At 64.0% G+C, this 26,028-nt stretch carries 24 protein-coding genes and 1 tRNA gene; 14 read left to right on the plus strand and 11 right to left on the minus strand.

Annotated features, from left to right (window positions below; translation table 11 throughout):
* Positions 1-68 precede the first annotated feature (68 nt).
* Entirely contained in the window at positions 69-1,142 is a 1,074-nt protein-coding gene (gene dapE / locus VKP62_05630) for a succinyl-diaminopimelate desuccinylase (protein MEB3196668.1), read from the minus strand.
* A complete protein-coding gene (locus VKP62_05635; protein ID MEB3196669.1) occupies positions 1,139-1,963 on the minus strand; it encodes a 2,3,4,5-tetrahydropyridine-2,6-dicarboxylate N-succinyltransferase in 825 nt (274 codons plus the stop codon). The genes dapE and VKP62_05635 overlap by 4 nt, the downstream gene beginning before the upstream one ends.
* A 235-nt stretch (positions 1,964-2,198) precedes the next feature.
* On the opposite strand from VKP62_05635, the gene VKP62_05640 reads away from it, so the two are divergent.
* The 5 genes from VKP62_05640 to VKP62_05660 all read left to right on the plus strand — a co-directional run bounded on the left by VKP62_05640 (position 2,199) and on the right by VKP62_05660 (position 7,704).
* Positions 2,199-3,200, plus strand: a complete 1,002-nt coding sequence (locus VKP62_05640) for an HD domain-containing phosphohydrolase (protein MEB3196670.1) — start codon at positions 2,199-2,201, stop codon at positions 3,198-3,200.
* Positions 3,188-4,186: a response regulator gene (locus tag VKP62_05645; GenBank protein MEB3196671.1), complete on the plus strand. Its 999-nt coding sequence runs from the start codon at positions 3,188-3,190 to the stop codon at positions 4,184-4,186. Before VKP62_05640 ends, VKP62_05645 begins: the two co-directional genes overlap by 13 nt.
* Before the next feature lie 7 nt (positions 4,187-4,193).
* Positions 4,194-5,033 carry an ATP-binding protein gene (locus tag VKP62_05650; GenBank protein ID MEB3196672.1) on the plus strand — a complete coding sequence of 280 codons (840 nt, stop codon included), beginning with the start codon at positions 4,194-4,196 and terminating at the stop codon, positions 5,031-5,033.
* A 119-nt stretch (positions 5,034-5,152) separates the two neighbouring features.
* Positions 5,153-7,273, plus strand: a complete 2,121-nt coding sequence (locus tag VKP62_05655) for an ATP-binding protein (GenBank protein ID MEB3196673.1) — start codon at positions 5,153-5,155, stop codon at positions 7,271-7,273.
* A 35-nt stretch (positions 7,274-7,308) separates the two neighbouring features.
* Positions 7,309-7,704 (plus strand): hypothetical protein, encoded by a 396-nt coding sequence (locus VKP62_05660; GenBank protein MEB3196674.1) that lies wholly within the window; start codon positions 7,309-7,311, stop codon positions 7,702-7,704.
* Here the strand turns inward: VKP62_05660 and VKP62_05665 are convergent.
* From VKP62_05665 to recN, 7 genes are all read right to left on the minus strand, one after another.
* Positions 7,692-8,348 carry a phosphoribosyltransferase family protein gene (locus VKP62_05665; protein ID MEB3196675.1) on the minus strand — a complete coding sequence of 219 codons (657 nt, stop codon included), beginning with the start codon at positions 8,346-8,348 and terminating at the stop codon, positions 7,692-7,694. The two genes, VKP62_05660 and VKP62_05665, sit on opposite strands and share 13 nt — an antisense overlap.
* A gap of 113 nt (positions 8,349-8,461) precedes the next feature.
* Positions 8,462-8,534, minus strand: a tRNA-Ile gene (locus VKP62_05670).
* Between the two features lie 92 nt (positions 8,535-8,626).
* Complete coding sequence (rpoD, locus tag VKP62_05675; GenBank protein MEB3196676.1) at positions 8,627-9,670, minus strand: RNA polymerase sigma factor RpoD; 1,044 nt, start codon at positions 9,668-9,670, stop codon at positions 8,627-8,629.
* Between the two features lie 36 nt (positions 9,671-9,706).
* Positions 9,707-11,539 carry a DNA primase gene (gene dnaG, locus VKP62_05680; GenBank protein MEB3196677.1) on the minus strand — a complete coding sequence of 611 codons (1,833 nt, stop codon included), beginning with the start codon at positions 11,537-11,539 and terminating at the stop codon, positions 9,707-9,709.
* The gene (locus VKP62_05685; GenBank protein MEB3196678.1) at positions 11,536-12,588 is read right to left on the minus strand and encodes a deoxyguanosinetriphosphate triphosphohydrolase; all 1,053 of its coding nucleotides are present in this window, start codon (positions 12,586-12,588) and stop codon (positions 11,536-11,538) included. Before VKP62_05685 ends, dnaG begins: the two co-directional genes overlap by 4 nt.
* A gap of 93 nt (positions 12,589-12,681) precedes the next feature.
* Positions 12,682-13,200, minus strand: coding sequence for a hypothetical protein (locus VKP62_05690; protein MEB3196679.1), 519 nt, complete (start codon positions 13,198-13,200; stop codon positions 12,682-12,684).
* Between the two features lie 4 nt (positions 13,201-13,204).
* The gene (gene recN, locus VKP62_05695) at positions 13,205-14,956 is read right to left on the minus strand and encodes a DNA repair protein RecN (protein ID MEB3196680.1); all 1,752 of its coding nucleotides are present in this window, start codon (positions 14,954-14,956) and stop codon (positions 13,205-13,207) included.
* Between the two features lie 229 nt (positions 14,957-15,185).
* Between recN and VKP62_05700 the strand changes: the two genes are divergently transcribed.
* The 5 genes from VKP62_05700 to VKP62_05720 all read left to right on the plus strand — a co-directional run bounded on the left by VKP62_05700 (position 15,186) and on the right by VKP62_05720 (position 20,018).
* A complete protein-coding gene (locus VKP62_05700; GenBank protein ID MEB3196681.1) occupies positions 15,186-15,929 on the plus strand; it encodes a helix-turn-helix domain-containing protein in 744 nt (247 codons plus the stop codon).
* Between the two features lie 86 nt (positions 15,930-16,015).
* Positions 16,016-16,639 carry a DUF47 family protein gene (locus tag VKP62_05705; GenBank protein MEB3196682.1) on the plus strand — a complete coding sequence of 208 codons (624 nt, stop codon included), beginning with the start codon at positions 16,016-16,018 and terminating at the stop codon, positions 16,637-16,639.
* Positions 16,632-17,657, plus strand: a complete 1,026-nt coding sequence (locus VKP62_05710) for an inorganic phosphate transporter (GenBank protein ID MEB3196683.1) — start codon at positions 16,632-16,634, stop codon at positions 17,655-17,657. Before VKP62_05705 ends, VKP62_05710 begins: the two co-directional genes overlap by 8 nt.
* Positions 17,658-17,675: 18 nt before the next feature.
* Positions 17,676-18,653 carry a ribonuclease Z gene (gene rnz / locus VKP62_05715; GenBank protein ID MEB3196684.1) on the plus strand — a complete coding sequence of 326 codons (978 nt, stop codon included), beginning with the start codon at positions 17,676-17,678 and terminating at the stop codon, positions 18,651-18,653.
* Positions 18,654-19,481: 828 nt separating this feature from the next.
* Entirely contained in the window at positions 19,482-20,018 is a 537-nt protein-coding gene (locus VKP62_05720; GenBank protein ID MEB3196685.1) for a hypothetical protein, read from the plus strand.
* 24 nt (positions 20,019-20,042) lie between these two features.
* On the opposite strand, the gene VKP62_05725 is transcribed toward VKP62_05720, so the two are convergent.
* The gene (locus VKP62_05725; GenBank protein MEB3196686.1) at positions 20,043-20,783 is read right to left on the minus strand and encodes a rhomboid family intramembrane serine protease; all 741 of its coding nucleotides are present in this window, start codon (positions 20,781-20,783) and stop codon (positions 20,043-20,045) included.
* An 86-nt stretch (positions 20,784-20,869) separates the two neighbouring features.
* Between VKP62_05725 and VKP62_05730 the strand changes: the two genes are divergently transcribed.
* Both VKP62_05730 and VKP62_05735 read left to right on the plus strand, forming a co-directional pair.
* Positions 20,870-21,865 (plus strand): bifunctional oligoribonuclease/PAP phosphatase NrnA, encoded by a 996-nt coding sequence (locus tag VKP62_05730; GenBank protein ID MEB3196687.1) that lies wholly within the window; start codon positions 20,870-20,872, stop codon positions 21,863-21,865.
* Between the two features lie 13 nt (positions 21,866-21,878).
* Positions 21,879-22,901 (plus strand): hypothetical protein, encoded by a 1,023-nt coding sequence (locus VKP62_05735; GenBank protein MEB3196688.1) that lies wholly within the window; start codon positions 21,879-21,881, stop codon positions 22,899-22,901.
* A 24-nt stretch (positions 22,902-22,925) separates the two neighbouring features.
* On the opposite strand, the gene VKP62_05740 is transcribed toward VKP62_05735, so the two are convergent.
* Positions 22,926-23,471: a helix-turn-helix transcriptional regulator gene (locus tag VKP62_05740; protein ID MEB3196689.1), complete on the minus strand. Its 546-nt coding sequence runs from the start codon at positions 23,469-23,471 to the stop codon at positions 22,926-22,928.
* A gap of 237 nt (positions 23,472-23,708) precedes the next feature.
* Between VKP62_05740 and VKP62_05745 the strand changes: the two genes are divergently transcribed.
* Both VKP62_05745 and VKP62_05750 read left to right on the plus strand, forming a co-directional pair.
* Entirely contained in the window at positions 23,709-25,280 is a 1,572-nt protein-coding gene (locus tag VKP62_05745) for a lysine 5,6-aminomutase subunit alpha (GenBank protein ID MEB3196690.1), read from the plus strand.
* Between the two features lie 20 nt (positions 25,281-25,300).
* Positions 25,301-26,028: OAM dimerization domain-containing protein (locus VKP62_05750; GenBank protein ID MEB3196691.1), on the plus strand; the 728-nt coding region annotated here is incomplete at its 3' end.

A 26,028-nucleotide genomic window follows, 5' to 3' on the forward strand; every position in this document is an offset into this window, starting at 1 on the left:
CCGAGTCCGTATCATGCCAGATTGGCGTCCGTCCGGCAACCGGGCCGCCCGCGCAGGGGCCTGGCACGTCAATTTTCAGCGGTCAGGAACTGTTGCAGGTGGCGGTGGCAGGTTTCGAGGTCCGCGAACGCGATCGACTCGCGGGCCTGATGCGCCTGTGCCGTTTCGCCCGGTCCGAAATTGAGGGCTGGAATGCCACGAGCGGTCAGGCGGGCGACATCCGTCCAGGCTTGCTTGGGCTCGAGCGGCAGCTGGGCACGGGCCTGCCAGGCCTGAACCAGCGGATGGTCCAGACACACGTCGCCAGCTGGCGCCTCATCGACCCACTCGACCTCCGCCTCGCCGTCAACCAGCGCCAGCAGTTCCTGCTTGGCCTGCATCAGACTCTTGCCGGGCGCGAAACGCAGGTTGACGTTGACGCTGAAGGCATCCGGAATCACGTTGCGGGAATTGCTGGTGCTGGCCATCGTGGGATTGGCCACCTCGTAATACACCAGTTCACCCTGACGCACGGCCACGCGGTCCCGGTCGCGCAGCCGGCTGAGCACGGGGATGGCCGCATAGATCGCGTTCTTGCCCTGCCAGGGCCGGGCACTGTGGGCCCGCTGCCCCCGAAAGGTGAGCAGGGCGTGCAGTCCGCCGACACAGCCCAGTTGCAGGCGATTGTCCGTGGGCTCCAGGCAGATGCCGAGGTCCAGCGGGGGGATCAGGCCTCGCTGGAAGACTTCCTCCAGGCCATTCTCACTCGCGGGGCCCTCCTCCTTGTCGTAAAACACGCCAACCAGGTTAAAACGCTGGCTGTGCAATGGTTCGGAGAGTAATGCGAGCATGACCGCCAGGCCGCCCTTCATGTCACTGGCGCCACATCCGTAGACCCGTCCGTCTCGCATCTCCAGCGGCTGATCCTGGGCAGGCCTGACCGTGTCGAGGTGTCCGAACAGGCCGATCGTGGGCCGCCCCTCTTGCCGTGTCGTTTGGCATATGATGGAGTTGCAGTAGCGCGTGGTGTGTAGGTTTTTGGGTTTTCCGAGGAGATGCTCGTGGACCACGGTGGCCAGGTCGGCTTCCTGGCCAGTGACCGAAGGGATGCCACAGAGGGCGAGCGTCATGCCCGCCAGATCGCGCGCGTCCGGCAGGCTCACACCGACACCTCGAAGGTCCGCAGCACGTCGTTCAAGCTGGTCTTCAGATCCGTGCTGGCCTGACGTTCCCCGATGATCAGCGCGCAGGGCACCTGAAATGAACCACCTGGAAAGGTTTTAGGGATTGAGCCCGGAATCACGACAGCCCGGGCCGGTACCCGACCCTTGCGGATCGGCACGTCGGGTTGGCGGGCATCGACGATCGGGGTCGAGGCCGTGAGCACCACGCCAGCGCCCAGCACCGCTTGTTCTTCCACGATGACGCCCTCCACCAGGATGCAGCGCGAACCGATGAAGGCCCCGTCTTCCACGATCACGGGCCGGGCGGCCGGGGGCTCCAGCACCCCGCCGATGCCCACTCCCCCGGACAGGTGGACGTTCCGGCCAATCTGGGCGCAACTCCCGACCGTGGCCCACGTGTCGATCATGGTGCCGGCCCCCACGTAGGCCCCCACATTCACATAGCCGGGCATCAGGATGCAGCCCGGCTCAAGGAAAGAGCCGTGCCGGGCCACCCCAGGGGGAACGACCCGAATGCCGGCCTGCGCGAGGTTCGTTTTGGTCGGCACCTTGTCAAAAAAGCGCAGGTCGCCCGCCGCGATCTCGGCCAGCGGTTGCTTGGCGAAGTAGAGCAAGATGGCCTGCTTGACCCAATCATTCACGACCCACCCGTCCGGCTGTTTTTCGGCCACGCGGACCTGCCCCTGATCGAGCAGGGACAAGGTTTCGTCGATGGCCGACGTGACGTTCGCCGCACTCAGCAGGCTGCGGTCTTCGAAGGCTTGACGGATCAACGAGGCCAGCGTGGTGAGGTCAGACATTCCAGGCTCCATTTTTGGGTATGACGGTGTATGGGATTGGCGTGGTGAGCGGTCGCCTTCATTTCATCATAGGCCATCCTTCGGAAGGCGACCACGAAACCCCGTCAAATGCCTCGGAGATGCCCCTTGTGGCCGCTTGACGGGTCTCGGACCCGACTTCTATCCTGAGGCACCCAGAGGTTCGTTGCGCTGTCGTCCGCCTCGTGGCCTGATGGGCCGACTGCAAGGAGTATCCGTGTCGAAGAAGTACGCAATCTTGGTGGTGGACGACGAGCCGGACAATCTCTTGCTCCTCGAACGGGTTCTGCGGCGTGAGTACAACGTGTTTTCCGCCAACAGCGGGGCCGAAGCGCTCGAGTTCCTCGAGGGCATGGACGTCGACATGATCATTTCCGACCAGCGCATGCCGCAGATGACCGGCGCCGAATTGCTGGGCGCGGCCTACCTGCGGGATCCGGACCAGGTGCGCATCTTGTTGACCGCCTATTCCGACGTCAAGGACATCATCGCCGCCATCAATGCGGGCCACATCTATCAGTACCTCTCCAAGCCGTGGGACCCTGATGAACTTAAACTTGTCGTGAAGCGCTCCTTGGAGTCCTACCAGCTGACGTTGGACAACCGTCGGATGCTGGCGGAGTATCGCAACGACGAGGCCATGGTGCTCTCGGCCTTTTCCAACATCGTGGGGCGTCTCGAAGAACGGGCGCCGCATTGTCGCGGGCGGGCCGGCCGTGTCAAGGAATATGCCAGCGCGCTGGCGCGGGAGCTGCGGCTGTTCGGTGAGGAGATGACCCAACTCGAGGCGGCCGCCCACCTGTATCAGCTGGGCACCTTGGTGCTGCCGGACGCGTTTCTCAACGCGTCGCCCGAGGCCCTGGATGAGGCGGCGCGTCAGGCGCTGGCGCTCGGTCCCTCCTCCAGTGAGGAGATGCTGCTTCCACTGCCGTTCTTCGTCAGGGCCACTCCGCTGTTGGCACAACTGTTGGAATGCTACGACGGCTCCGGGCCACAGGGCTTGCGGGGCCACGACATCCCGCTGCTGGCTCGCGTCTTGCGGGTGGCGATCGCCTTCGAAGAGCTGGTGCAGGGTCAGCCAGGCGTGGCCGGCATCGCCAAGGACGCGGCGATCGCCGCGCTCAAGGCGGACCAGGGCGTGCGGTTCGACCCTGAACTGGTTAGCCAGTTTGCCGATGTCCTGGCGGCCAATCCGGACCTTGCTCCATGCCTCAGTTGATCCTTGCGGACAAGTCAGACCTGTTTCGGCGCTCCATCTCCGCGGTGCTACAGAACGAGGGCTACGAGGTGTTGCCCGCTGAAACGGGGCAGAAGGTATTCCAGCTGGTGCATGCGACCAAGCCGGCCGCCATCATTCTGGATTCGGAGACGCCTGATCCCAGCGGTCTGGAGACGCTGCTGCTGCTCAAGCGCAATCCGCAGTTTCGGCGTTTGCCCGTCATCCTGATCACCCGGGATACCACCTCTCCGCAACTGCTCAATACCATTCGCTCCGTCACGGACGCGATCATGTTCAAGCCGGTGGATGTCAACACCCTGCTGCGCAATCTGGCGGCCGTCGTGGTGCCAGCACCGGGGGTGAACCAGCCGGTCGAACTGGCGTTCGGTGCGGTACGCTTGGTGGCCAGGGTGCGCTTCGTCGACCAGTACGGCACGCTGTACCTCGACAAGGAGGCGCAACGGATGCGGGATGGTAGCATTGGCCGCGCGTATGGGGTGGCGCCGCTGGGCAGTATGGGCACCCTGAGTTTCGAGACCGACCGCGCCCAGCGGGTGTTCCAGCGGGTGCTGCTCGACGAGGAGAACGAAGCGGGTTTGGCGGTTTACCCGGCCGGCGACCCAGGGAGTTCGGACCCGCCCGAGGTGTTGCGGGTTCCGGTCAATTACCGCGGTCGATACCTGGTCCCGGGTTCGGTCGTGAAGGCCGCGCTAATCTCACAGTTGCATGGGCAAGGCGTTTTGCTGGCGGGCCTCGATGAGGAGCCGCGCTTCAACAGTCCCATTCAGGCCACGGTGATCAGCTCGGTGGTCGGCACCGAAATGGGCGTCACCCTCCAAGGCAAGGTGGCCTCGACGCGAACCGGCGCGACCGGACTTTACGAAGCCGAGGTGTTGCTGACCGAGCCACCAGGCTCAGCCTACGTCAATCTGTTGGCCGAGGCGTCCTCGGGGCGCCCGTTCCGCCATGTTGGACAAGCGGGGTGATGCCTCGATGAATTCCTCCTCCACCGCGCAAGACGCGAATCACGCAGCCCAATCCGAGCGGCTGCGCAGCTTGGGGCAGCTGGTGGCCGGCGTGATCCACGAGTTGAACAACCCGCTCAATATCGTGAACGCCAATCTGCAGATTCTTCGGGAGTACCTGGATCAGCAACGTGAGCTGATTGCCCTGTACCAGCAAACCGGCGTGACGTCGCCGGAAATTGAGGCGCACACCATCGCCATCGACTGGCCTTTTCTGAGCGAAGACCTGCCACGTACGCTCACTTCTTGTCTGGAAGGCGCTGGGCGGGCCCGCAGCTTGGTGGATGACCTTCGTCGATTTTCGATCGCGAATCAGTCGGAGGTGGGTCCGGTCGATCTCAGGCGCCTGATCACCTCGACGGTCCGCCTGGTCGAAAGCTCCTATCGCAGCCGGGTCGAGTTCAAACTTGAATGCGATCAACTCCCGCCCATTCAGGGAATCACGGGACACATCCAGCAAGTCTTGATGAACCTGATCGTCAACGCGGTGCAGGCCATCCCCGAAAAAGGCACGATCACCCTGCGCTCTCGGGCCACCGAGGCGCATGTCACGCTGGAAATTCAGGACAACGGGACCGGCATTCCCCCCGAGGTCTTGCCGCGCATCTTCGAGCCCTATTTCTCGACCAAGGGCCCGGGCGAGGGGACCGGTCTCGGGTTGTGCATCACCAAGCGCATCATCGAAAAGCACGGTGGACGCCTGCATGTCGAGTCTTCGGTGGGGCAAGGGACCTCCTTCCAGATTGTGTTGCCGTTGGAGTGTGACCGCGCGCTGCTCGATGATCCCGGTTCACCGTATGACCTGTAGCGTCGGCTGGCTGGGGTTTGGTGACGTGCTTGAGGGTTCGGGTATGAATCCGGGGAAGCGAGGCTGGCGACGCCGGCGTGCGCGCACGTGTCACGCCACGGTCTCGGAAGGTCAGGGCTGTGTTCGGTAATTCCACCACACCACAGCAGCGAATCAATAACCGCTATGAGTTGCTCGAGTCGGTTGCTGAAGGGGATATGGGAACGGTTTACCGGGCCTTTGACCACCTCCGCCAAAAGCCGCTCTGGTTGAAGATTCTCGACGCGGACCATCCGATGGCCCCGCCTCGGTTGAATCGCTTCAAGAACGAGTTTCGGCGCACCCCGGGGGTGGGCATCGAGGGGGCCTGGGACGTCTACGATATGGGGCTGACCGAGCAGGGCTCCCTGTTCATGACGCTGGAATGTATTCCGCTCGAGGGAAGCCCGTCGGGGGGCCAGGCGGCTCCGGCCGAGGCCGGGAGCGGTGGTTTGGATGCCGAGTGGTACCGCATCGTACGAGAACACGACACCCTCGGCGTGGCGACGCTTGAACTTCTGATCGCGCAGACGGTGGCGGCCGTCGGGGCTGAACGCGGGCTGGTGCAGATCTTCGAGGATGATGGTCGCGAGTTATTCAACATCCCTCACGGCGCGCCTCTCTCAGAGGTGCTGGATGTGTCTCGCACCCCGCTGGAAAGGGCCCGCTACGAGCGTCAGACCGCGGAGTGGTCGCACGGAGGACGCGTGGCTCAGGCCGTGCCGTTTTTTCACGATGGCTTGCTGCACGGATGCCTCTGGGTCGATGCGCGTGATAATTGCCTGAATTCGTCCCGTCTCGCGGCCTACAGCGAAGCCTGGGGGGTCCTGCTGGTCGCGGAGCGTCGCTTGCGGATGATTCGTGAGGACAAGCACCATCTCGAGCAGCTGAATGAACTGTCGCGCGCCGTTTCGGCGACCTTGGATCTGAACGAGATCCTCGATATGGTGTTGCGCCAGGCCCTCGATGTTTCTGAGGCCGAGCACGGCGCGGTGTTCTGGGGGATGGAGCGTCTGGCGACGAGGGACCGTGGTGGCCAGGCTGTTCCGGACCTGCAGGTCAGCCAGAGCGTGATTCAGCAGGTGCTGTCTCAAGGCAAGCCGCTCGCCTTGATCGACACCCAGGAAGATGAGCGATTCGCGACCAAGCACAGCATCATGAACCTGCGCTTGCGCTCCATCATGTGCGTTCCCCTGCGTGCCGGGCAGGAGGTCAGCGGGGTGCTTTACGTCAGTTCACAGAGTGTGGCCCGAACCTTCGGTCCCAGCGACCTGTCCGTGCTGGAAGGTTTGGCCGGGCAGGTGAGCCTGGCACTGGCCAATGCCCGTGCTTACCAGACCATTCGGGAGCTGAATGCGGGCCTGGAGGAAAAGGTTTCGCTGCGCACCGAAGAATTGCAACGCACCCTGCAAGAACTGAAAAAGACCCAGGGGCAGCTGGTTCACGCGGAAAAGATGTCGTCGTTGGGTCAGATGGTGGCCGGGGTGGCCCATGAACTGAACAACCCCTTGAACTTCATCCACGGGAACGCCAAGGTGTTCCGCAATTATGCTCAGGACCTGTTTGGTCTGATCCGAACCTATGAACAAAAATTGCCGAATGATCCGGACATCCAGCGCCGGAAGGATGACATCGATTTCGAATACCTGCAGGATGATGTGACCAAGACCATCGATAGCGTGGTCAAGGGCACGACCCGCTGTCAGAAGATTGTGGCCGATCTGAAAACCTTTGCGGGTCACGACGAAGCCGAACTGAAACCGACGGATTTGCGGGCCGGGGTCGAGAGCGCGGTGGCGATGGTGCAGGGGCGCTTTGGCGACAAGGTCACCTATCAGCTTGAATTGGATGCGGTTCCCGTGCTCAACGCGTACGCGAAGCAGCTCAACCAGGCCTTCCTCGCCTTGCTCACGAATGCCTGTCAGGCGCTCGACGGGGAAGGCGTGGTGACCCTCCAGCTGCAACTCGAGGGCGATGAGGTGGTGTTGCGGGTGTCGGATACGGGCTGCGGCATCCTGCCTGAAAATCTGCCCAAAATCTTCGACCCTTTCTTCACCACGCGTCCGATCGGGGAGGGCACCGGCCTGGGCCTCACGACGGTGTACAGTGTGGTCGAGCGTCATCGTGGACGGATCGACGTGCAAAGTCGCCCGGGCGAAGGGTCGACCTTCACCGTGCGTTTCCCGGTTTCGGGAATCCCGGCAGACGCGGTACCATCCTGAAGGACGGTCTTCGCGACACCTTCAAGGAGGTTCTTGTGGCTCGCAGTGCGACGGATTTGGATGTCCTCAATTGGCTCAAACAGGCATTGGATGCCGAACTGAAAGCCCTTGATGCGACCGCGGACTATCAGTATTCGGGGCGTGACCGCGGCTCACTGAGCATCGTGCGCCACGGCAAGGCCCTGCAGACGTCCTACTTCGCCACCTTCGAGGTGCAAGCCCTGCGGGACGGCGGCAACGCCGCCCTCGATAAACAGGTCAAGGTCTTGCTCGCTCAGGTCGAGCGTTTGCTCAATCCGCCCAAGCCTCAGCCCATCAGCTTGACCTCGGTGTTGCCCGCGCGCCGGGGGCGCGCCGCCGCCAAGCCCAAGGAGGCTGAGGGCGAGGAGCAAGCGGAGGAGGGCGTCGATGACCTCGGTCAGGACGACTGACGGACCACGCTGGCGTGTGCTTCGCGTAACAGCTGGCTGACTTCCGCTTCTTCGACGGGAGTGAAATCCGCATAATGGAGCCCGACGGCTGAAAAGTCGGCGGGAATGGCGAGCGTGACCAGCCGGTCCACGCGCCTGGCCAGCGCCTTGCTGGCAGTCGCTGAGGCGACGGGGCAGGCCACCACGAGGCGGGCTGGCTGTTCCTGTCGGATGGCCGCGACCGCCGCGGCCACGGTCATGCCCGTGGCCATGCCGTCGTCCACCAGAAGGACGTGGCGACCCTGCAATGGCAGGGAGGGGCACGCGCCACGAAGCTTGGCCGCGCGACGTTTGGCGGCCGCCAAGGCGTCTTCACGGGCCGTCGCCAGCTGGCTGGGGGTGAGGCCGAAGTGCTGGACCAACGGTTCGTTCCAGACCGTGATCCCGGCATCCGTCACTGCTCCCAGTGCCAGTTCGGGCGCACCGGGCGTCTCGATTTTTTTGACGATGCGGATGTCGAGCGGGGCGGCCAGCGCTCGGGCGACGGGGGCGGCGACTGCCACGCCCCCGCGCGGGAGTCCGATCACCACGCAGCGTCCATCTCGCTCGTTCATCAATGCGCTTGAAAGCGCTTCCCCGGCTGATTTTCGGTCTGCCCAGGCCATGCGTCTGCTCCGGCTCGATGCCTGACCGAACCATCTTGCGCAGGAATCTGGGCGTTGACCAGCGACGGGCAGCGGTTGCGACCTGGCGGGGTTCCAGGCCTCATCGCGGCGAGTGGAAGCTGTGGGGTTCGAACCCACGACCAAGCCATTATGAGTGGCCTGCTCTAACCGCTGAGCTAAGCTTCCAGGGCAAACCCGCCCAGTCTATCAGTCGCTCGCTGAGGCCGTCAAGCAAGCGCTGACGCTGCTTTTCGCTATTTCACCGGCGGCTCGAAAGCTCACTCGATGTACTCGCGCAGCCGCTTGTTGCGGTTCGGGTGGCGCAGCTTGCGCAGCGCCTTGGCCTCAATCTGACGGATGCGTTCGCGGGTCACGCCAAACTTCTGGCCCACCTCTTCGAGGGTGCGCTGGCGACCATCTTCCAGGCCGAAGCGCATCTTGAGCACATCGCGTTCGCGCATCGAAAGGGTATTCAGTACATCCGAGATGTCCTCGCGGAGCAGTTCGTGGGTCACGGCATGAACCGGTGCGGCGGTGTCACGGTCCTCGATGAAGTCTCCGAGGCGCGAATCCTCCTCCTTGCCCACCGGGGTCTCCAGGGAGACGGGTTCCTGCGAGACCTTCACGATTTCACGCAGGCGCTCCACCGTGACTTCCATTTCGGCTGCCAGTTCTTCGTCCGTCGGCTTGCGTGCCAGGTCCTGTGACAACTTGCGACTGACCTTCTTGAGCCGATTGATGGTTTCGACCATATGCACCGGGATGCGAATGGTCCGCGCCTGGTCCGCAATCGCGCGGGTGATGGCCTGGCGAATCCACCAGGTGGCATAGGTGGAGAACTTGAAGCCTTTGGCGTGATCGAACTTTTCCACCGCCCGGATCAGCCCCAGGTTCCCCTCCTGAATCAAGTCCAGGAACAGCATGCCCCGGCCCACGTATTTCTTGGCAATGGAAACGACCAGGCGCAGGTTGGCCTCGGCCAATTTGCGCTTCGCGCGGTCCCCCGAGACTCCCCCGGCGGCGATCGCCTTGGCCACGGCCACCTCCTGCGCCCCGTTCAGGAGGGGGATGGTGCCGATCTCTCGCAGATACATCCGAACCGGGTCATCGGTGGAGATGCCCTTGGGGACGGTCAGGTCGAGGTCGACCTCATCGGACACATCCTGCAGGTCCGCATCGCCAGGCGCCTCCGAGTCATCCAAGGTCGCCGTCGCGATCTCGAACAAGTCATCTTCCAGTGGACTGCCGTCACCTTCCGAGAACGCGTCGAGGAGCGTTTCCTCTGCACGCTTTCGTTTCAAGGTGTCCGTGTGGTCTGCCAAGTTCGTGTCTCCTGCTGGGGGGGGGCGCCCCGGGACTTATGTTCCCGCCTGGGGGGATTTTTCATCGACGCTGGGCGCCATTTTTCGACGTTTTTTGTCGAGACTGACCAGATACAGGACGATTTCTTGCAAGCGGCGCGTTTCCGCTTCACTGACCTGATCCCCTCGCTTGATGCGTTCCGTGAGCGTCAGCTTGTGGGCCTGCCAGTAATCGATCTCCAGCGTCAGGATGCAATCCTCGACCACCTCGGACAGGTCGCGCCCCCAGGCCGCGTAGTCTTCGAAGGACAGCGCTGAGAGGGCCTTGTGAATTTCCAGTTCGCCCGAGAAACGGGCCAGCAGCAGGGACCAGTCGATCGGCTGCACGCCCTCGGCATCCAGTTGCGCCAGGGCCTCCCGGATGGCCTGATGGACCGGGCTGAACACCACATTGGCCAGTTTTTCCCGCAGGTCGGCCCGTGCGGAAGGGTGTTCCACCATGTGGTAAAGCAGCAAGCGCTCGGCCTCTCGCGTGGAGAGCTTCTTGGCGGGGGGCGGGGGCACCCGCGCGGGGAGCGAGCCTGGCTGCCGGGTGCCCTTGCCGAGTTCCAGGCGCAGCGTCTCCGGACGCGTCTGGAGACGCTCACTCAGCCACGTGACGTGGTGGTCCTGGGTCACGTAACTTTCAATTTGACGCAGGATCGGAACGGCCGCTGCGACCGCCCGGGTGCGCCCCTCGGGAGTGCTCGGGTCGTGCGGGGCGATCGCCCGGTTCAGCAAAAACTCGAACAGGCTCGGCGCCGTCGAGAGCAGGGCGTCGAACGCCGCGGCACCCTCCTGTCTCAGGAAGGCGTCCGGGTCCTTGCCGGAGGGGACCGCCAGCACGCGCACCTCCAGGCCCACCCCCTGGGTCACCTCGCTCAGGGTGGCGATGCCTCGCTCCGCGGCTTGCAGGCCGGCGCGGTCGGCGTCGAAGGCCAGGGTCACACGTCGGGAGGGGGTGTAGCGCAGCAAGGCCCGCGCTTGCTGAGGCGTGAGCGCCGTTCCCAGCACGCCCACCGTTTCTTCGAAACCTGACAGGTGGGCCGTGAGTACGTCCAGGTAGCCTTCCACCAGGATCACCCGGTCTCGCTGCTTCATGGCTTCACGCGCCTCCGACAGGCCGTACAGGAGGTTCCCCTTGCGATAGACCAGGGTGTCCGGGCTATTCAGGTACTTGGGCTCATCATTCGGGCCCAGGGCCCGAGCGCCGAAACCCACCACCTGGGTGGCCTCATTGAGGATCGGGAACATGATGCGGTTGCGAAAGTAGTCATAACAGCCATCCTGGCTCTGACGTCGCCTGACCAGGGCCGCTTGCTCCTGAACGTCCAAGGGCACCTGGCGCCCCAGCAGATGGCGGTGCAGGCCGTCCCAGCCGTTCGGCGAGAGCCCGAGCCGAAATCGTTTTCGCCAGGTGGCATCAATTCCGCGGCCACTCAGGTAAGCCCGCGCGTCACGGCCATGGTCCTCGTGTTCCAGCAACCAGCTGAAATAGCCTGCTGCGGCCTCGTTGGCCTCCAGGATGCGTTGGCGTTCATCGGCTTGAGGGCTACGTTCTGGCAGGGTGATGCCGTAGCGTTCGGCCAGGGAGCGGAGCGCCTCCGGAAAGGTCATGCCGTTCGTCTTCATCACAAAGGTGAAGACGTCACCGCCTTCTCCGCAGCCGAAACAGCGAAAAATCTGACGTTCCGGGTTGACGTTGAAGCTGGGGGTGCGTTCCTGATGGAACGGACAGAGGCCGAGCAGGTTGCGGCCGCTGCGCTTGAGCACCACGCGTTCGGAGATGACCTCGACGATGTCGGCACGCGCACGGATCTCGGCGATGGGGTCGTCAGGTATCAGGTTCACGGGCCCATGGAAGCAGATTCATCGGCGAGCCGCCATGGGGACGGCAAAAAGGCCCGATGGTAAGCCGCCATCGCATACCGATCGGTCATACCAGCCACGTAGTCGACCGCCCGACGGGCGTGCTCCTCCGGTGCGATCCGGGTGCCCAGTCCCGCTTCCAAGGCCTCGCGATCCTGGCTGAAGTGCTGGTAAAGCTGCGCCACCACGCGCATCGCTTTGCTCTCTTCGGCCTTGGCCCGACTGCCGGTGTAGACCCGCTTGAACATCCAGGCGCGGAGTTCCAGGAAGGCCTCGTGACGCTCGGGCCCCATGCGAATCTCGCCGGCCTCCAGGTCGCTGTGTTGAATCAGCTCATCGAGCATGCACGCGATGCGTGCCCCGCGCGTGTGGCCGAAGGTGGCATCCACCCAGGTCGGAATGTCGCCGTCTCCAATGATGCCGGCGCGCCGCGCGTCATCCAGATCATGGTTCAGGTAAGCAATCCGGTCGCAGATTTTGACAATCTGGCCCTCCAGGGTGGAAGGGATGCCCGGCCCCGTATGGTGCAGAATGCCATCGCGCACCTCGCGGGTGAGATTGAGCGGTTCCAGGTGCTCGACCACCCGCACACTCTGCTCGTTGTGGCGAAATCCTGCCGGTTCGAACAACTCATCCAGCACGCGCTCGCCGGCGTGGCCGAACGGGGCGTGCCCGAGATCGTGGCCGAGCCCGATGGCCTCGGTCAGGTCTTCATTCAGGCGCAAGGCGCGCGCCAGCGTTCGGGAGATTTGCGCGACTTCCAAGGTGTGGGTCAGACGCGTGCGGTAATGATCGCCTTCGGGCGCAATGAAGACCTGGGTCTTGTGTTTCAGGCGTCTGAAGGCCTTGGCGTGGAGAATCCGGTCTCGATCACGCTGATAGAGCGTTCGCAGCGGACATTCCGGCTCCGCCATGTCTCGTCCGCGGCTCGCCCGTGCGCGGGCGGCGGCGGGATGTAACCACGCGGCTTCGAACGCTTCTTGGCGTTCGCGGGCGGCCGTGGTGAATGGGGCAGCTTGGTCGACCGACATCTCACTCGCCTGACCTTCAGGGTTGCGCCCAATGATTAACATAATACCAAGAGGCGTGACAAGCGTCGGTGGTGAATTCGACAGGGGTTTCGCTCAGACGAGTCCGTCGCGAACGTAATTCTGCCCCTTGAAGGTCAAGGTGTAGTGGCCGTCTCGCAGGCGTTCCAGCCACCCCATGGTGAGCACGCTTTCCAGCTCGATATCCACCTGACGGCAGTCCCAGGCTGGCAACTGGGCCAGCGATTTCTGCAAGTCCGCCGCGGTGAAAGACTCTTGGCGGTGATATTTTTCCAGGTAGTAGGCCCCGACGACGAGCAGGTCGCTGGGCGAAACGGCCTCCTTCATATGGACGAATTCTGCCAGGGAGACATTCACCTTCGGTTGAAAGTCGGGGCGAACCCTCGGAAAGACCTCTGATGAGTTGTCCTGGGGGGCATCAGCAGGCGCCACAGGCGTTGACGCGACACGAGCTTCAGGGCCGAGTTCAGGGTCGCCGGCGGCCTGCATCCAGCTGGCCAGGTACCGAGAGAGCTGACGCTCCACAAATTCAGCGCTTCCGCTCAATTCCACTTCGAAGGCGCCCTGCTTCAGGCGAAAATGGGTCGGCTGCACAGCATTACCTCTCGGAATGGGGCCCGCTGCCGGTCGCCCGCCTGGGCCCAGCACTGTCTTTGTGGCGTTTGGCCTGCGCGATCAGGGCCTCCGCGTGCTGCAGAGCCGCTGGATGTGGTGACCCGCTCGACAGGGCCGCCAGCTCCCGGATGCGTCCAGCCTCATCGAGGGGGGTGGCTTCGACCCGGGTCTGAACGTCATCGTCCCGTTTTTCCAGGTGGATGTGGTGGTCCGCCATCGCCGCCACCGTCGGTAGGTGGGTGATACACAGAACCTGATGGGAGCGGGACAGGTCGGCCAGACGTTCCGCCACCGCCAGCGCCGCCTTGCCGCTGATGCCGGTATCTACCTCGTCAAAGACCAGCACGGGGACGCGATCCAGCCCTGCCAGCACCGTTTCCATGGCCAGCATCACGCGGGCCATTTCGCCGCCGGAGGCACTTTTTGCCAATGGGCGAGGGGATTCTCCGGAGTTCAAGCTGATCAGGAATTCGATCTGCTCGGCGCCATCTGCACGCCAGCCCGCCGGCCCCTCGTTCGGCGTGAGCTGGACGACCAGCTTGGCCCGTGGCAATTCCAGCTCTCTCAATTCCTGCCCCAGTGCCTCCTCCAGCACGCTGGCTGCTTCCCTACGACCAGCCGTCAGGGCGTCGCAAGCGGCCACCAGGTCGGCCTGTGACGCTCTGACCGCCTCGCTCAGCTCCGCCAGACGCGTGTCAGCACTTTCCTGGTTTGCCAGGTTCTCTCTCAGGCGGCCCGCGTGAGCGAGCACCTCGCTGAGACCCGGGCCGTATTTTCGGCTCAGGTTGCCCAGGGTATCCAGGCGTTGTTCCACTTCCCGCAATCGTTCCGGATCCGCTTCCAGACCTTCCAGGTGCTGACGCAGGCCGGTGGCCACTTCTTTGAGGGAAGCCTGGATTTCAGCCAGGGAGGCGCAGGCTTCCTCGAGCGCTGGGTCATGACCGCTTTGTTCGCTCAGTGATTGCACGTACCGTGCGATCTGATCAAAGGCCGAGGGTTCCTGCTCGCCTGCATATAGGCCCTGGTAAGCCGATTCCGTCACGCGGCGGAGGTCGGTCGCGTGCACCAGGCGCAGACGCTCGGTCTTCAGGGCATCCTCCTCGTGAGCATCGAGCACGGCGGCTGCTTCGATCTCGCGCAGTTGATAGCGCCAGAAATCGCCTTGTTGCTCCCGGGTCTGGCTGGTCTGACGCAGCTCTTTCAGGCGGGTTCTCAGGCCCGTCCAGCGCGCGTGGGCCTCTCGGACCGCCTGCCTCTGCGGCAGCAGTCGACCATATCGGTCCAGTAGCTCCCGCTGGAAAGCGGGAACCATCAAGCGCTGGTGCTCGTGCTGGGAAACGACATCAACCATCAGCGCCCCGATCTGCCTCAGGACCGTCTGGGTGACCAGCTGGCCGTCGATCCGACAGCGACTCCCCCTGGGGGTGATTTCCCGGCTCAGGGTCAGCTCGTTCTCGACCGCCGTTTCCAGCCCCTCGGCTTGAAGGCTCTCATCCAGGGCCACGGGCCAGGCGCCATCCGATGGACTCACGAAGGTGGCCTCGATGGTGGCGCGTGAGGCCCCGCGCCGGATCATGTCCAGCGTGACTCGGCCTCCCAACGCGGCCGCCAGAGCCTCGATCAGAACCGATTTGCCCGCACCGGTTTCGCCCGTGAGCAAGCACATCCCCGCGCTGAAGTCGAGCGTCAAGTCGTCCATCAGAACGAAGTTCTTGATCGAGAGTGTTCGGAGCATGCGCGACCCTTGCCTCGCGTGCCGCACGCACGGATGTTCAGCCGATTCCATCGCCTGTCCTGACGATATCACACGCCCGGATGGCGTGGTAGCGGCATGAAAATCTTGGACCGCACGTCCCTGACGTGCGCGGTTGCGTGGTAAGATCGGGATCATTCTTGCATCAAGGGGCCCAGCCGGTGGCTTTTTGTGGCGGTGCTCAGGGCAATCGGGGATGGAGCCGATCGTTGTGACCGATGTCTGTCAACTGTTGAGAGAAACGCGCCTCAGCAAGGGCCTCACGCTGGACGAGGTGGCTCAGCGCACGTACATCAAGTTGCATTACCTGGAGGCCCTGGAAGAGGGTCGGATGGACCGTCTGCCAGCGATGGTGCACACCTACGGCTACATCCGACAGTACGCCAAGTTGCTCGGCCTGGACGGCGGTGCCTTGGTGGCGCAATTTCAGCAATTCGAGAAGGCCGCCGAAGCTCCGCGAAGCGACAGGCCAGGCCTGCCGGAAACGGTCGCCGACGGGCTGGCGTTCTTGCGCCCCCTGAAGCCCACCGCCGCCGAGGGCGAGTTACCCTCCGGCGGCAGCGAGAGCCCTCCGATGCTGGACTTTCCCGCCTTGACCAACCCGAGTGCCTCGACGCGCCAACTGCGTGCCGCCTCGGCGCCCGTTCAGGACTCCTTTCCTGCGCCCACGCTCCCGGCGCCCCTCCTGGCCAAGATGCCCGGCGACGTGCCGAGCGCGACCTCTTCCCCGACGCTCGATCTGATGGAAGCGCGGGCCCAGGCCCAGCAGATCGTGCTGGCTGCGGAACGGGAGGCGCGCCAGCTGGTGCGCGGAGCCGAGGGGTACGCTGACGAGGTGCTGGGGCAGCTTGAGGCCGAGGTGGGGTCAGTGCTTCAGATCATCCAAAACGGCCGAAACTTTCTCGCCGCTCGCCGTCGCCAGGCGCCCGTGGGGCATGAGCGGGGATTGCGGTGATCCACGTGCCGAGAAGCCTGATGGGCGAGGCTGGTCTGCCTCGTGGCCTGGCTGGTATGGCTTGCGTGATGACAGGAGTCTGATTCGTGTTTCGCTTGATTCCGCGGGAAGAGAGTTTCTTCGACTTGCTCGAGGCGTCTTCTCGGAATGTCCTGGCCGGCGCCCGGTTGCTGCGTGACCTGGCCGAAGATTACCGAGATGTGCCCGGTCGCTTCCAGAAGCTCACCGACGCGGAGCACGTGGGGGACAAGGTCACCCACCAGATTCTCGAAAAGCTGAACAAGACCTTTGTCACGCCGCTCGACCGCGAGGACATTCACGCCCTGACCATCGACCTGGACAACATCATCGATTCCACCGAACTGGTGGCGGATCGGCTGCTGTTGTATCGGATTGATCGACCGACTGACCTGCTGATCACGATGGTGCGCCTGCTTGAGCGTTGCTGCGAGCAGATTGACCAGGCGGTCCCGTTGCTGCGAAACCCTCGTCGGCATCGTGAAATCCTGCCGCACGTGGTCGAGATCAACCGCCTGGAAAATGAAGCCGACAAGCTGAACCGCGCCGCCCTCAGTGCGCTGTTTGACCAGCCACGGGATGTCTTGCACGTGATCAAGTGGAAAGAGGTTTACGACACCATCGAGTCGGCGATTGATATGACCGAGGACGTGGCCGGTCGCCTCCACGGAATCGTGTTGAAGAATGCCTGAACTGCTTTTGCTGATCGCCTTCGTCGTGTTTCTGGCGTTGGTGTTCGACTTCATCAATGGCTTTCACGACACGGCCAATGCCATTGCGGCCAGTGTCTCCACCGGCGTTCTGACGCCCCGGCGTGCGATCCTGATGGCGGCCGTGCTCAACTTCCTGGGCGCCCTGGCCGGAACCGAGGTGGCCAAAACGATCGGCAAGGGCATCATCGACACCAAGATCATCGAGTCGGGAGCCGTTTCCGGTCAGTGGGTCGTGGTGGCGGCGCTGGTTTCGGCCATCACCTGGAACTTGTTGACCTGGTGGTGGGGCCTGCCGAGTTCGTCTTCGCACGCCATCATCGGCGGCCTGATCGGCTCAGCCGTGGCCGGGTTTGGTTGGGCCAAGCTGCACTGGCTCGGCGTCGAGCGTATCTTCGTGTTTTTGGTGCTGTCCCCGCTGATCGGGGGGCTGGTGGCGTTCAGTATCATGCTGCTCCTGATGTGGGTGTTTCGCTCGGCCCTTCCCAGCACGGTGACGAACATGTTCCGGCCCCTGCAGATTCTGGCGGCCGGTTTCATGTCGTTCAGCCACGGCACCAACGATGCTCAGAAGGCGATGGGCATCATCACGCTCGCCCTGTTTTCAGGGGGCCTGCTGGACCCCGCGCGCGGATTCGAGGTGCCGATGTGGGTGAAGTTGGCGGCTGCCAGCGCGATGGCACTTGGAACCAGTGCCGGCGGCTGGAAAATCATCAAGACGATGGGGACCCGGATCGTGAAGCTGCAGCCCATCAACGGATTCGCCTCCGACACTGCCGCGGCCCTCACGATCACGACAGCCTCCCAATTCGGTTTGCCCGTCTCGACCACGCACGTGGTTTCGGGGGCCATCATGGGCGTGGGGGCGACCAAGCGCGTCTCCGCCGTCCGATGGGGCGTCGCGGGCAACATGGTGTTGGCTTGGGTGTTCACCATTCCCATCACCTCCAGCTTGGCGGCTTTCATCTACTGGGTACTGCGCTGGGCTTTGAAGTTCTAGGCCGGCCATTCGATGGAGATGCAGGTCGTTTTTCTGGGGACCTCGGGGGCCGTACCGACGCCTGAACGCGGCTTGACCGCCACGCTGCTGAAGCGCGGCGGTGAGCGGGTGCTGGTGGATTGTGGCGAAGGCACGCAGCGTCAGTTGATGCGCGCCGGCGTGGGCATCAACCAGATCGGCGTGATCCTGCTGACGCATTTTCATGCCGATCACTACCTGGGTTTGCCGGGGATGCTCAAGACCTGGGAACTCTGGGGACGTCAGGAACCCGTCGCCATCTATGGCCCCAAGGGGTTGACCAGCATGGTGACCATGTTTCGACGAATCGTCGGAAGCACGACCTTCGAGGTCAGCTACCATCAGGTCGAGGCTGGCCATCGCTTCGAGCGAGACGACTGGGTGATCACCGCGATCGCGACCGATCATCGCGTGGCCTCCCTGGGATGGTCGTTCGTGGAACCCGCTCGTCCGGGGCGTTTCGATGCGGCGCGCGCCGAGGCCCTGGGGCTGAAACCGGGCCCGGATTTCGGGGCCTTGCAGCGGGGGGAGACCGTCGAAGGTTCCCAAGGTCCCGTGTCTCCGGCTCAGGTGCTGGGCCCCTCACGGTCGGGGCGGCGGGTGGTGGTGACAGGCGATACCCGGCCGTGTCAGGCGGTCGCGGAAGCGTCTCAGGATGCCGATCTGCTGGTCCACGATGCCACCTTCGCCGAGGAGGCGGCCGACCGGGCCCGAGAGACCTACCACTCGACGGCGGCGGAGGCCGCCCGGCTTGCGCTTGAGGCTCGGGTCAAGATGCTGGCACTCACCCACATCAGCTTTCGCCACGCGGCTCGCGACCTGCTGGCAGAGGCCCACGCCATTCAACCTGGTGTCATTCTCCCCCACGACCTTGACCGGGTCGAACTGCCGTTTCCGGAGCGAGGGGGCCCAGTCTGGGTCGATCACCGCCAGGAACGTGCGCAACAGCGCTTGGCCCGACGTCAAGGCGTTTCCTGATCCCGCGGTTCTCGGAGCCTGACAGCCCGGACGCTGCCTGTTCGCCCTGTGCGCGCGTCGAGCACCGACGCGTGGGGTATGAACCCAGAACCCCTTCGGTGACTCACCCGGTCGAGGTGCTGCTTGGAAACCTGTACCTATCACGCCAAATCCCGGGCTGTCGGGACTTGCACCGCCTGTCGGAAGCCGGTATGTGCCACATGTCGCGACGAAGGCGAGCGCGGACGGTGCATGAATTGTTGTGCCGGGAGCCTGCGCCCGACGGTCACGCCTGCCGTGGCCCCAGCGGACCCCGAGCGAGAAACGCCGCTTTCAGAGCCGTCACCGGCCAGCGTGGCCAAGGATGTGTCCTGGGCTGAGCGATTGACGCCGGCAGTGCCGCGTCCGCCTCAGGCCCCGCTCAGAAAGACTCAGGGAGCGGCCGCTGGGCCGTTGCAAGCGGGCGGGCAAGCGGCCGGGGCAGCCCTGAGCGCTTCCGCCGGTGACTCCCCCGACGCGTCGGGGGGCCCTCAGGGAAAGGGGCCGGGGCGGCCTCGCCCTGCCGCGGAAAAAACCGTCTCCGCCCCTCGTGCCGGCGTGGTCTACTGTCGAAACCATCAGGATATTCGTGCGGCCACCGCTTGCAGCCTGTGTCGGCGCCCGTTTTGTCCGGCCTGCTTGAATACCAGGGGCGTTTGTGGGGCTTGTACGCAGCAAGCGCTGGAGCGCGAGCCGCAGCTTCACTCGCTCGAGCACGCGCCGCGTCCTTTGCCCGGCGGCAGGCAGGCGTGGGGGCGGTTGATCCTGGGGGCCTGCGTGTTGCTGGGGGGAAGTTGGGGAATCTACCGGATGGCGCACCCCTCCCAGGCGACTCGCCCGGCGGCCACGCGCGCGCCCGCCAGCTACAAGATGTCCGAGCTGACCCCTGCGGAGCGAAAGCTGCTGCAAGATTTGCAACGGGAGCGTCGTGTGGTCAAGCCGAGAAACGAGGCCCCGGCGCCACGCTTGGCCGTTGAAATCCCCTCGTCATACGGCGCTGGCGCCAGGCCGCGCGTGCTGGCGCACGCGCCAGGGGACGAAGCAGCGGCGCAGGACCCCCCACCGCCTGTCGTGCCTGCGCAGCCGACGGAAGTCCGGGCCTTCACGCCCGCGGATGGGGCCATCGTGGGCGGTCAGGTGGTGATCCGGGCGGCCATCGCGGGGAATCCCACGCGTGTCGTTTGCCAGCTCGACGGTCAGACGCTGGGGGTCACGTCCGGTCCCGCGCCGGTGTTTCCCTGCAACTCGCGGGCCTGGCGAAACGGGCCGCACCAGGTCGTGCTCAGTGCCTCCGGACCGGGCGGGGCAACCCAGGTGCAGTTTACCCTCAACGTGATGAATCGCTAGCCTGCTAGCCCTTGTTCAGCGCCATCAGCGACGATTCGAGTATCCGCGTGAGAGCGGGCGTCGGGCCAGCAGAACCCAACGCTGCAAGCGCAATCCCAAGCCTGCGAGCACCCCCACCCCGAACCCGCCAAGATGGGCGAACCAGGCCACGCCTCCGCTGGTTGCGGCGTGCTCGTTGGCCGAGCTGGCCATTCCTTGCCAGGATTGGGTCAGAAACCAGATGCCTAAAAAGATGAAGGCGGGGATTCTGACCGTGCGGATGAAGGGAAACAACAGGATCAGGGTCTTGATCCGGGCACCCGGGTGAAGCACCAGATAGGCTCCCAGGATCCCGCTGATGGCGCCGCTCGCTCCGAGCAACGGCAGCGGGCTGTGAGGGGCAGACCACACGTGTGCGAGGCTGCCCGCCAAACCGGCTAACAGATAGAAACCCAGAAACCTGAGGGGGCGCATCTGGTCCTCGATGTTGTCGCCAAAGATATACAGAAACAGCATGTTGCCTCCAAAGTGCATCCATCCGCCGTGTAGGAACATGCAGGAGAATAGGGAGAGAAAGCTCCCCAGGCCTGGATAGTGACCGGATTGAACGGCGGCCACATCTGCCGTCAGGGCAGCCGGCGTGAGGGCAAACGTCTGCAGGAAGCCATCCCAGGCCTTTTCGGGGAGGGCCAGTTGATAGGCGAACACCAGGGCGTTCGCGGCGATCAGGCACCACGTCAGCCAGGGCGTGCGGGTGTGCTCATTTTCATCGTGGAGTGGCAGCATGAGGGCCCTTTCCTGATGGCGGCCGAAAGCACGGGGGATCCGGTACCATCATGCGGGAAACCTGGAACCGAACGAAGGAGGTAGGGATGGATGCCGTGAGTAATGTGCGGGACCTTGCGCACGTGGCGGAACTCTTGAAGGCCCACGATCGCTACCTGATTGTGCCCCATACGGCGCCGGACCCCGACGCGTTCGGGTCGACGTGTGGCCTGGCCCGCCTGCTGACTCGGATGGGCAAGCAGGTGACCCTGTTCTGCGATGAGCCTGTGCCGGAATCCTGCCGCTTTCTGACGCGCTGGTTCCCAGTGGTCGACCGCCCACCCACCGATGCGGCCGACTGGCGCCTGGTGTTCCTCGATGGTGGCGAACGGCACCGCCAGATTGCGTCTGTCCGCGAATGGCCTACATGGATGAACCTGGACCATCACCTCGACAATGGCCGCTTCGCCGAGTGGATCTACGTGGACACCGAGGCGGCGGCCACCTCCCTGATCGTGGCCCAGTTGCAGCCCCACCTCGATGTTCCGCTCGACGCGGAGACCGCGTCCTGTCTGTTCACGGGCATCCTGTTCGATACCCGGGGAGCCTTTGTGACGGATCGCTGTGATGGGGCGTTGTTTCGGACCGTGGCCAATCTGGTGGAAGCGGGCGCGCGCCCGGACCAGATCAATCGGGAACTTCACGAACAACTGAGCCGGACCGATCTTCAGGTCTTCGGCGAAGCCCTGACTGGCCTGCAGACAAGCCTCGGCGGACGGATCGTGTACGCGTGTCTGACTGCTGAGATGCTCAAGGGCGGCGAGGGCAGCGACCAGGCGGTGGAGCTGTTGACGCAACAACTCCCGCGCGTGCGGGGGGGAGAAGTTTACCTGCTGTTCAAGGAGTCCGAGGAAGGACGGATCAAGGTGAGCCTGCGTTCCAAGGGCAACGTGCCCGTCAACACGCTGGCCAAGCAGTTCGGCGGAGGGGGGCATCGTTACGCCTCCGGCGCACGCTTCGAGGCCACCATGGAGCAAGCCCTGGCGCGCTTGCTGCCCGCCTGCGAAGCCGCCGTTCAGGCCCACCTGGCCAGTTTGAGCTGAGCGGGGTTGCGCCGTGTCTGCCGAACGCACTCTCCGTGACGCGTGTGTGGGGTACGCCAGCGTGGCGATCGCCGGCACGGCCAAAAATGCCGGAAAAACCACGGCGCTCAATCACCTGATTGCCGCATTCTCCCGTGGTGGGGAGCGCCTGGGTTTGTCCTCGATTGGCCGAGACGGAGAGGCCGTCGATCAGATCACCCATCGGCCCAAGCCTCGCATTGTTCCGCCCGTGGGCACCCTGGTGGCCACCTCCCACGAGTCGGCGCTGTACTCTCAGGCCACGCTGGTGCTTCGGGAGCCCACCCCGTTCCGAACGGCGCTCGGCCCCGTCGGGATCTACGAAGTCCGTTCAGCCGGTTTCGTCGAGGTGGCAGGCCCCGTCAAGGTCAGGGAGGCCGCGGCCCTGTTGCGACAGCTCCAGCGTTTGGGGGCCGAACGGGTCTTGCTGGATGGTGCTGCTGACCGTCGGGCCTTCATTTCGTGCGGGGTCGACGCCTTTGTCCTGGCGACTGGACTGGTCCTGGGTGAGGATGTCTCTGCGGTGGTCTCCGAAACGAAATTCATCCTGGATCGCCTGCAACTCCCTGAACCAGCACCGGCCTGGCAGGCCCGGTGCTTGGGGCTTGACGCGCCTGGAGCGCTGAGTCCGGCGGGATTCACGCCTTGGGTGGCCGACACGCTGTTGAGTGACCTCGGGCGACTCCCTGGCTGGCTCCCGGCCGGTGCGGAGGCCCTGTATGTGCCCGGCGCGGTGTCGGATGCGCTGCTGGAGGTGCTACTCGAGGCACGCTTGACGGTTGATCTGATTGTGCCCAGCGGCACTCACCTGCTGGCCTCGCAGGAACACCTGGGGCGTTGGATGAAGCGTGGACGAACCTGTCACGCCCTGCGGCCCGTGCGGGCGATCGCCTTGACGGTCAATCCCACGGCACCCGATGGGCGGACGTGTGCGCCCGAGCAGTTACGGATGGCCTTGAGCGAGGCGTTCCCCGACCTGCCTGTGTTTGATGTCGAGGCGAGCGCACCGGAACGCTGAGCCCGGCGGGACCGAGCCCTCGCGTCACGTCCCAGCCGTCACATCGCTTTCCTGGCAGGCCTGCAGGCAGTCCAGCAACCAGGTGCGATACATCGCGTAGAAATGGCGTTGGAACGACTGGGTGAGCTCGACGCCGCGCGTGTGGCGATCGCCGGGTTCCTGCGGGGTGACGCCTGTGCCCGGAGCATCATTCAGTTTCTGCTCCAGTTCTCGCAGCGCCCGCCTCAGCACTGGTTCCAGCTGCTGAGGAGAGACCGTCCCCAAGGCCCAAACCTTGATCAGCATCGGGTCTTTCAGCACGCGGGCTTCGGGCGGTTCCCCCACCCAGGCCCCCAGGGTACGGTGACCCTCCGGCGTGAGCACGTACACCTTCTTTTCTGGACGTCCGATCTGCGCCACTGCCTGATACTGAACCAGGCCTAGCCTGGTCAGGGCGGCCAGTTCCGGGTAGATCTGGCTGTGTTTGGCGGACCAGAACAATCCGTCACTGGCCGCGAGATGCTTGGTCAGGTCGTAGCCCGTCATCTCGCGTCGGGCCAGCAGGCCCAGAATGGCATAGCGCAGGGACATTCGTTCACCTTTCCGGGCCAGGGGGGGCTGGGCGAAGCGCCACGCCTGCATCTTTCCTGAGCGCCCCCTGGGAGGCAAGCCTCGGCGTGTCGCAGGCAGCCGAGCTGGATGGGCCTGTGGCCTTGTTGGAAATGTTGCGTCAAAGGTCGCTTGCGTGTCAATCGTTCGTGCAGGGGCGTCACCTTTTCAATCGGCCTGCAAGGGAATAAGATCGCAAGATACGCGGAGGTCGGATTCATGCACATCCCGCTCGAAAGCGCACTGGTCGAAGAAGCCCGGTGCCTGGCCGACGGTGTCGTCGGCCGCATGATGGGCTACATTCGTGCCCACTCTACGGTGTCGATCGAGCGCGCCGTGCTGCGCCTGCTGGGGGTCGATGGGGTCGACGAAGAAGGGGTGCCCTGGCCCAATCGCACGGTCGATCGCATTCAGGCCGCCGGCCAGCTGCCGAGCGGCGTGAGTCACTGGCTGGCGGGTGTTTGCCTGGCCAAGGGGCTGGGGCCCCAGGCCGCTGCCGAATGGATTGCCACTGCTGCCACGCCTGCCGATTGGGGCTGCGAGGATGTTTCGGCAGGCGCGCGCGAGCGGTGGGCGCTGGAACAGATGGGGGTCGCGTTGGAGCACCTGCGCACCTCTCGCCTGCAGCGCCAACGGTTTCGTGAACGGCTGGGCGTGGGCCCTGCCCCCTTGCGCTATCTGATTGTCGCCACCGGCAGCATCTACGAGGATGTTCCCCAAGCGGTCGCGGCGGCCAAGCAGGGGGCAGATATCATTGCCGTGATTCGAGCTACCGCCCAGAGCCTGCTCGATTTCGTGCCGTTTGGCGCGACCTCGGAAGGCTCCGGGGGAACCTTTGCGACCGCCGCCAACTTCCGTCTGCTGCGGACCGCTCTGGACGAGGTGTCGGAAGAACTCGGTCGCTACATCCAGGCCACCAATTACGCCTCCGGCCTCTGCATGCCGGAAATCTCCGTGCTGGCGGCTCAGGAAGGTCTGGATATGCTGCTGAACGATGCCCTCTATGGCATCCTGTTTCGCGATATCAACTTGTATCGCACGCTGACAGACCAGTATTTCTCGCGGATGGTGAATGGATTTGCCGGCATCCTGATCAACACGGGCGAGGACAACTACCTCACCACCGCAGATGCCATCGAAGCAGGACACACCGTGCTATCAAGCCAGTTCATCAATGAACGCTTCGCACGGGAGGCAGGGATTCCGACCCACCTCATGGGCCTCGGTCATGCGTTCGAAATCGACCCGAAGCGTGAGGATGGGTTCCTGGATGAACTGGCGATGGCCCAGCTGGTGCGCCAGGTGTTTCCGGAGCATCCTTTGAAATACATGCCGCCGACCAAACACATCACCGGGAATATTTTCCAATCGTATGCGCATCAAACCATGTATAACCTGGCGACGGTCCTGACGAATCAGAGCATTTGCTTGCTGGGTATCCTGACCGAGGCCATTCACACGCCGTTCGTGGCCGACCGCTATCTGGCCTTGCGAAACATGAGCTATATGGAAAACTTTACCCGTCACCTGGTCGGCGAGTTCGACCTGCGACCGGAAGGTCGCATTGCCGCGCGGGCGAATCAGGTGCTTCGTGAGGCCGTCCTCCAACTGCGTCACATCCACGACGTGGGTCTGGTCGCAGCCATCGGGGAAGGTTGTTTCGCGGACGTGCGGCGGGCACCCGATGGTGGCAAAGGGCTCGAGGGGGTGTTTGAGAAGGCGCCTGACTATCTCAACCCATTCTGGGCGGAATTCGAGCGGCGCGCTCCCGAATCGGCGCTGTCGGTTTGATTGAGGCGGGAGGAGAACCGATGAAGATCTCAGCATCGGGGCCGCGGGACGAGGCGGCCGGTTCGCCCGCAGCGGTCAACCTGCAGGCCATCAAGGCCTATGGTGACACGCTGGACGACGGCGCGGTCCAGCTCAGTTTTTGCTTGCCGGTGCCAGCGGGGGCTCAGGCGGAAGAGGCCGCCAAGTTGTTGCTGGCCAAAATGGGGCTGGATGAACCGCTGATCACGGCGATGGAGGCGATGGGCCCGGCCCTCACCATGTTCGTGGCTTATGGTCGCTGTCCCTACTCGGTGGACTATGCCTCCATCGATTTGCCCCTGGCCAAATTTCCGGTGCTGGATATGGACGGCGTGGACGCCCTGATCGAGCGAGAATTTGGCCGGCCCCTGACCGTGATCGGCGCCTGCATCGGGACCGATGCGCACACGGTCGGAATCGACGCGATCATGAACATGAAGGGCTATGGGGGGCACTACGGGCTCGAGCGCTACCGGATGGTTCGGGCCATCAACCTCGGGGCGCAAATCCCGACGGATACGCTGGTGGCCCGAGCCAGAGTGGAACAGGCCGATGCGCTCCTGGTGTCGCAGATTGTGACCCAGAAAAATGCGCATATCACCAACCTGACGCAGCTGTCAGAGATGTTGGAGGCGGAGGGCTTGCGAGACCGGGTGGTGCTGATTGCGGGGGGGCCGCGGATCTCCCACCAGCTCGCCACGGAATTGGGTTTTGATGCCGGATTTGGTCC

This window comes from Candidatus Sericytochromatia bacterium (genome assembly GCA_035285325.1).
Taxonomy (GTDB): Bacteria; Cyanobacteriota; Sericytochromatia; order S15B-MN24; family JAQBPE01; genus JAYKJB01.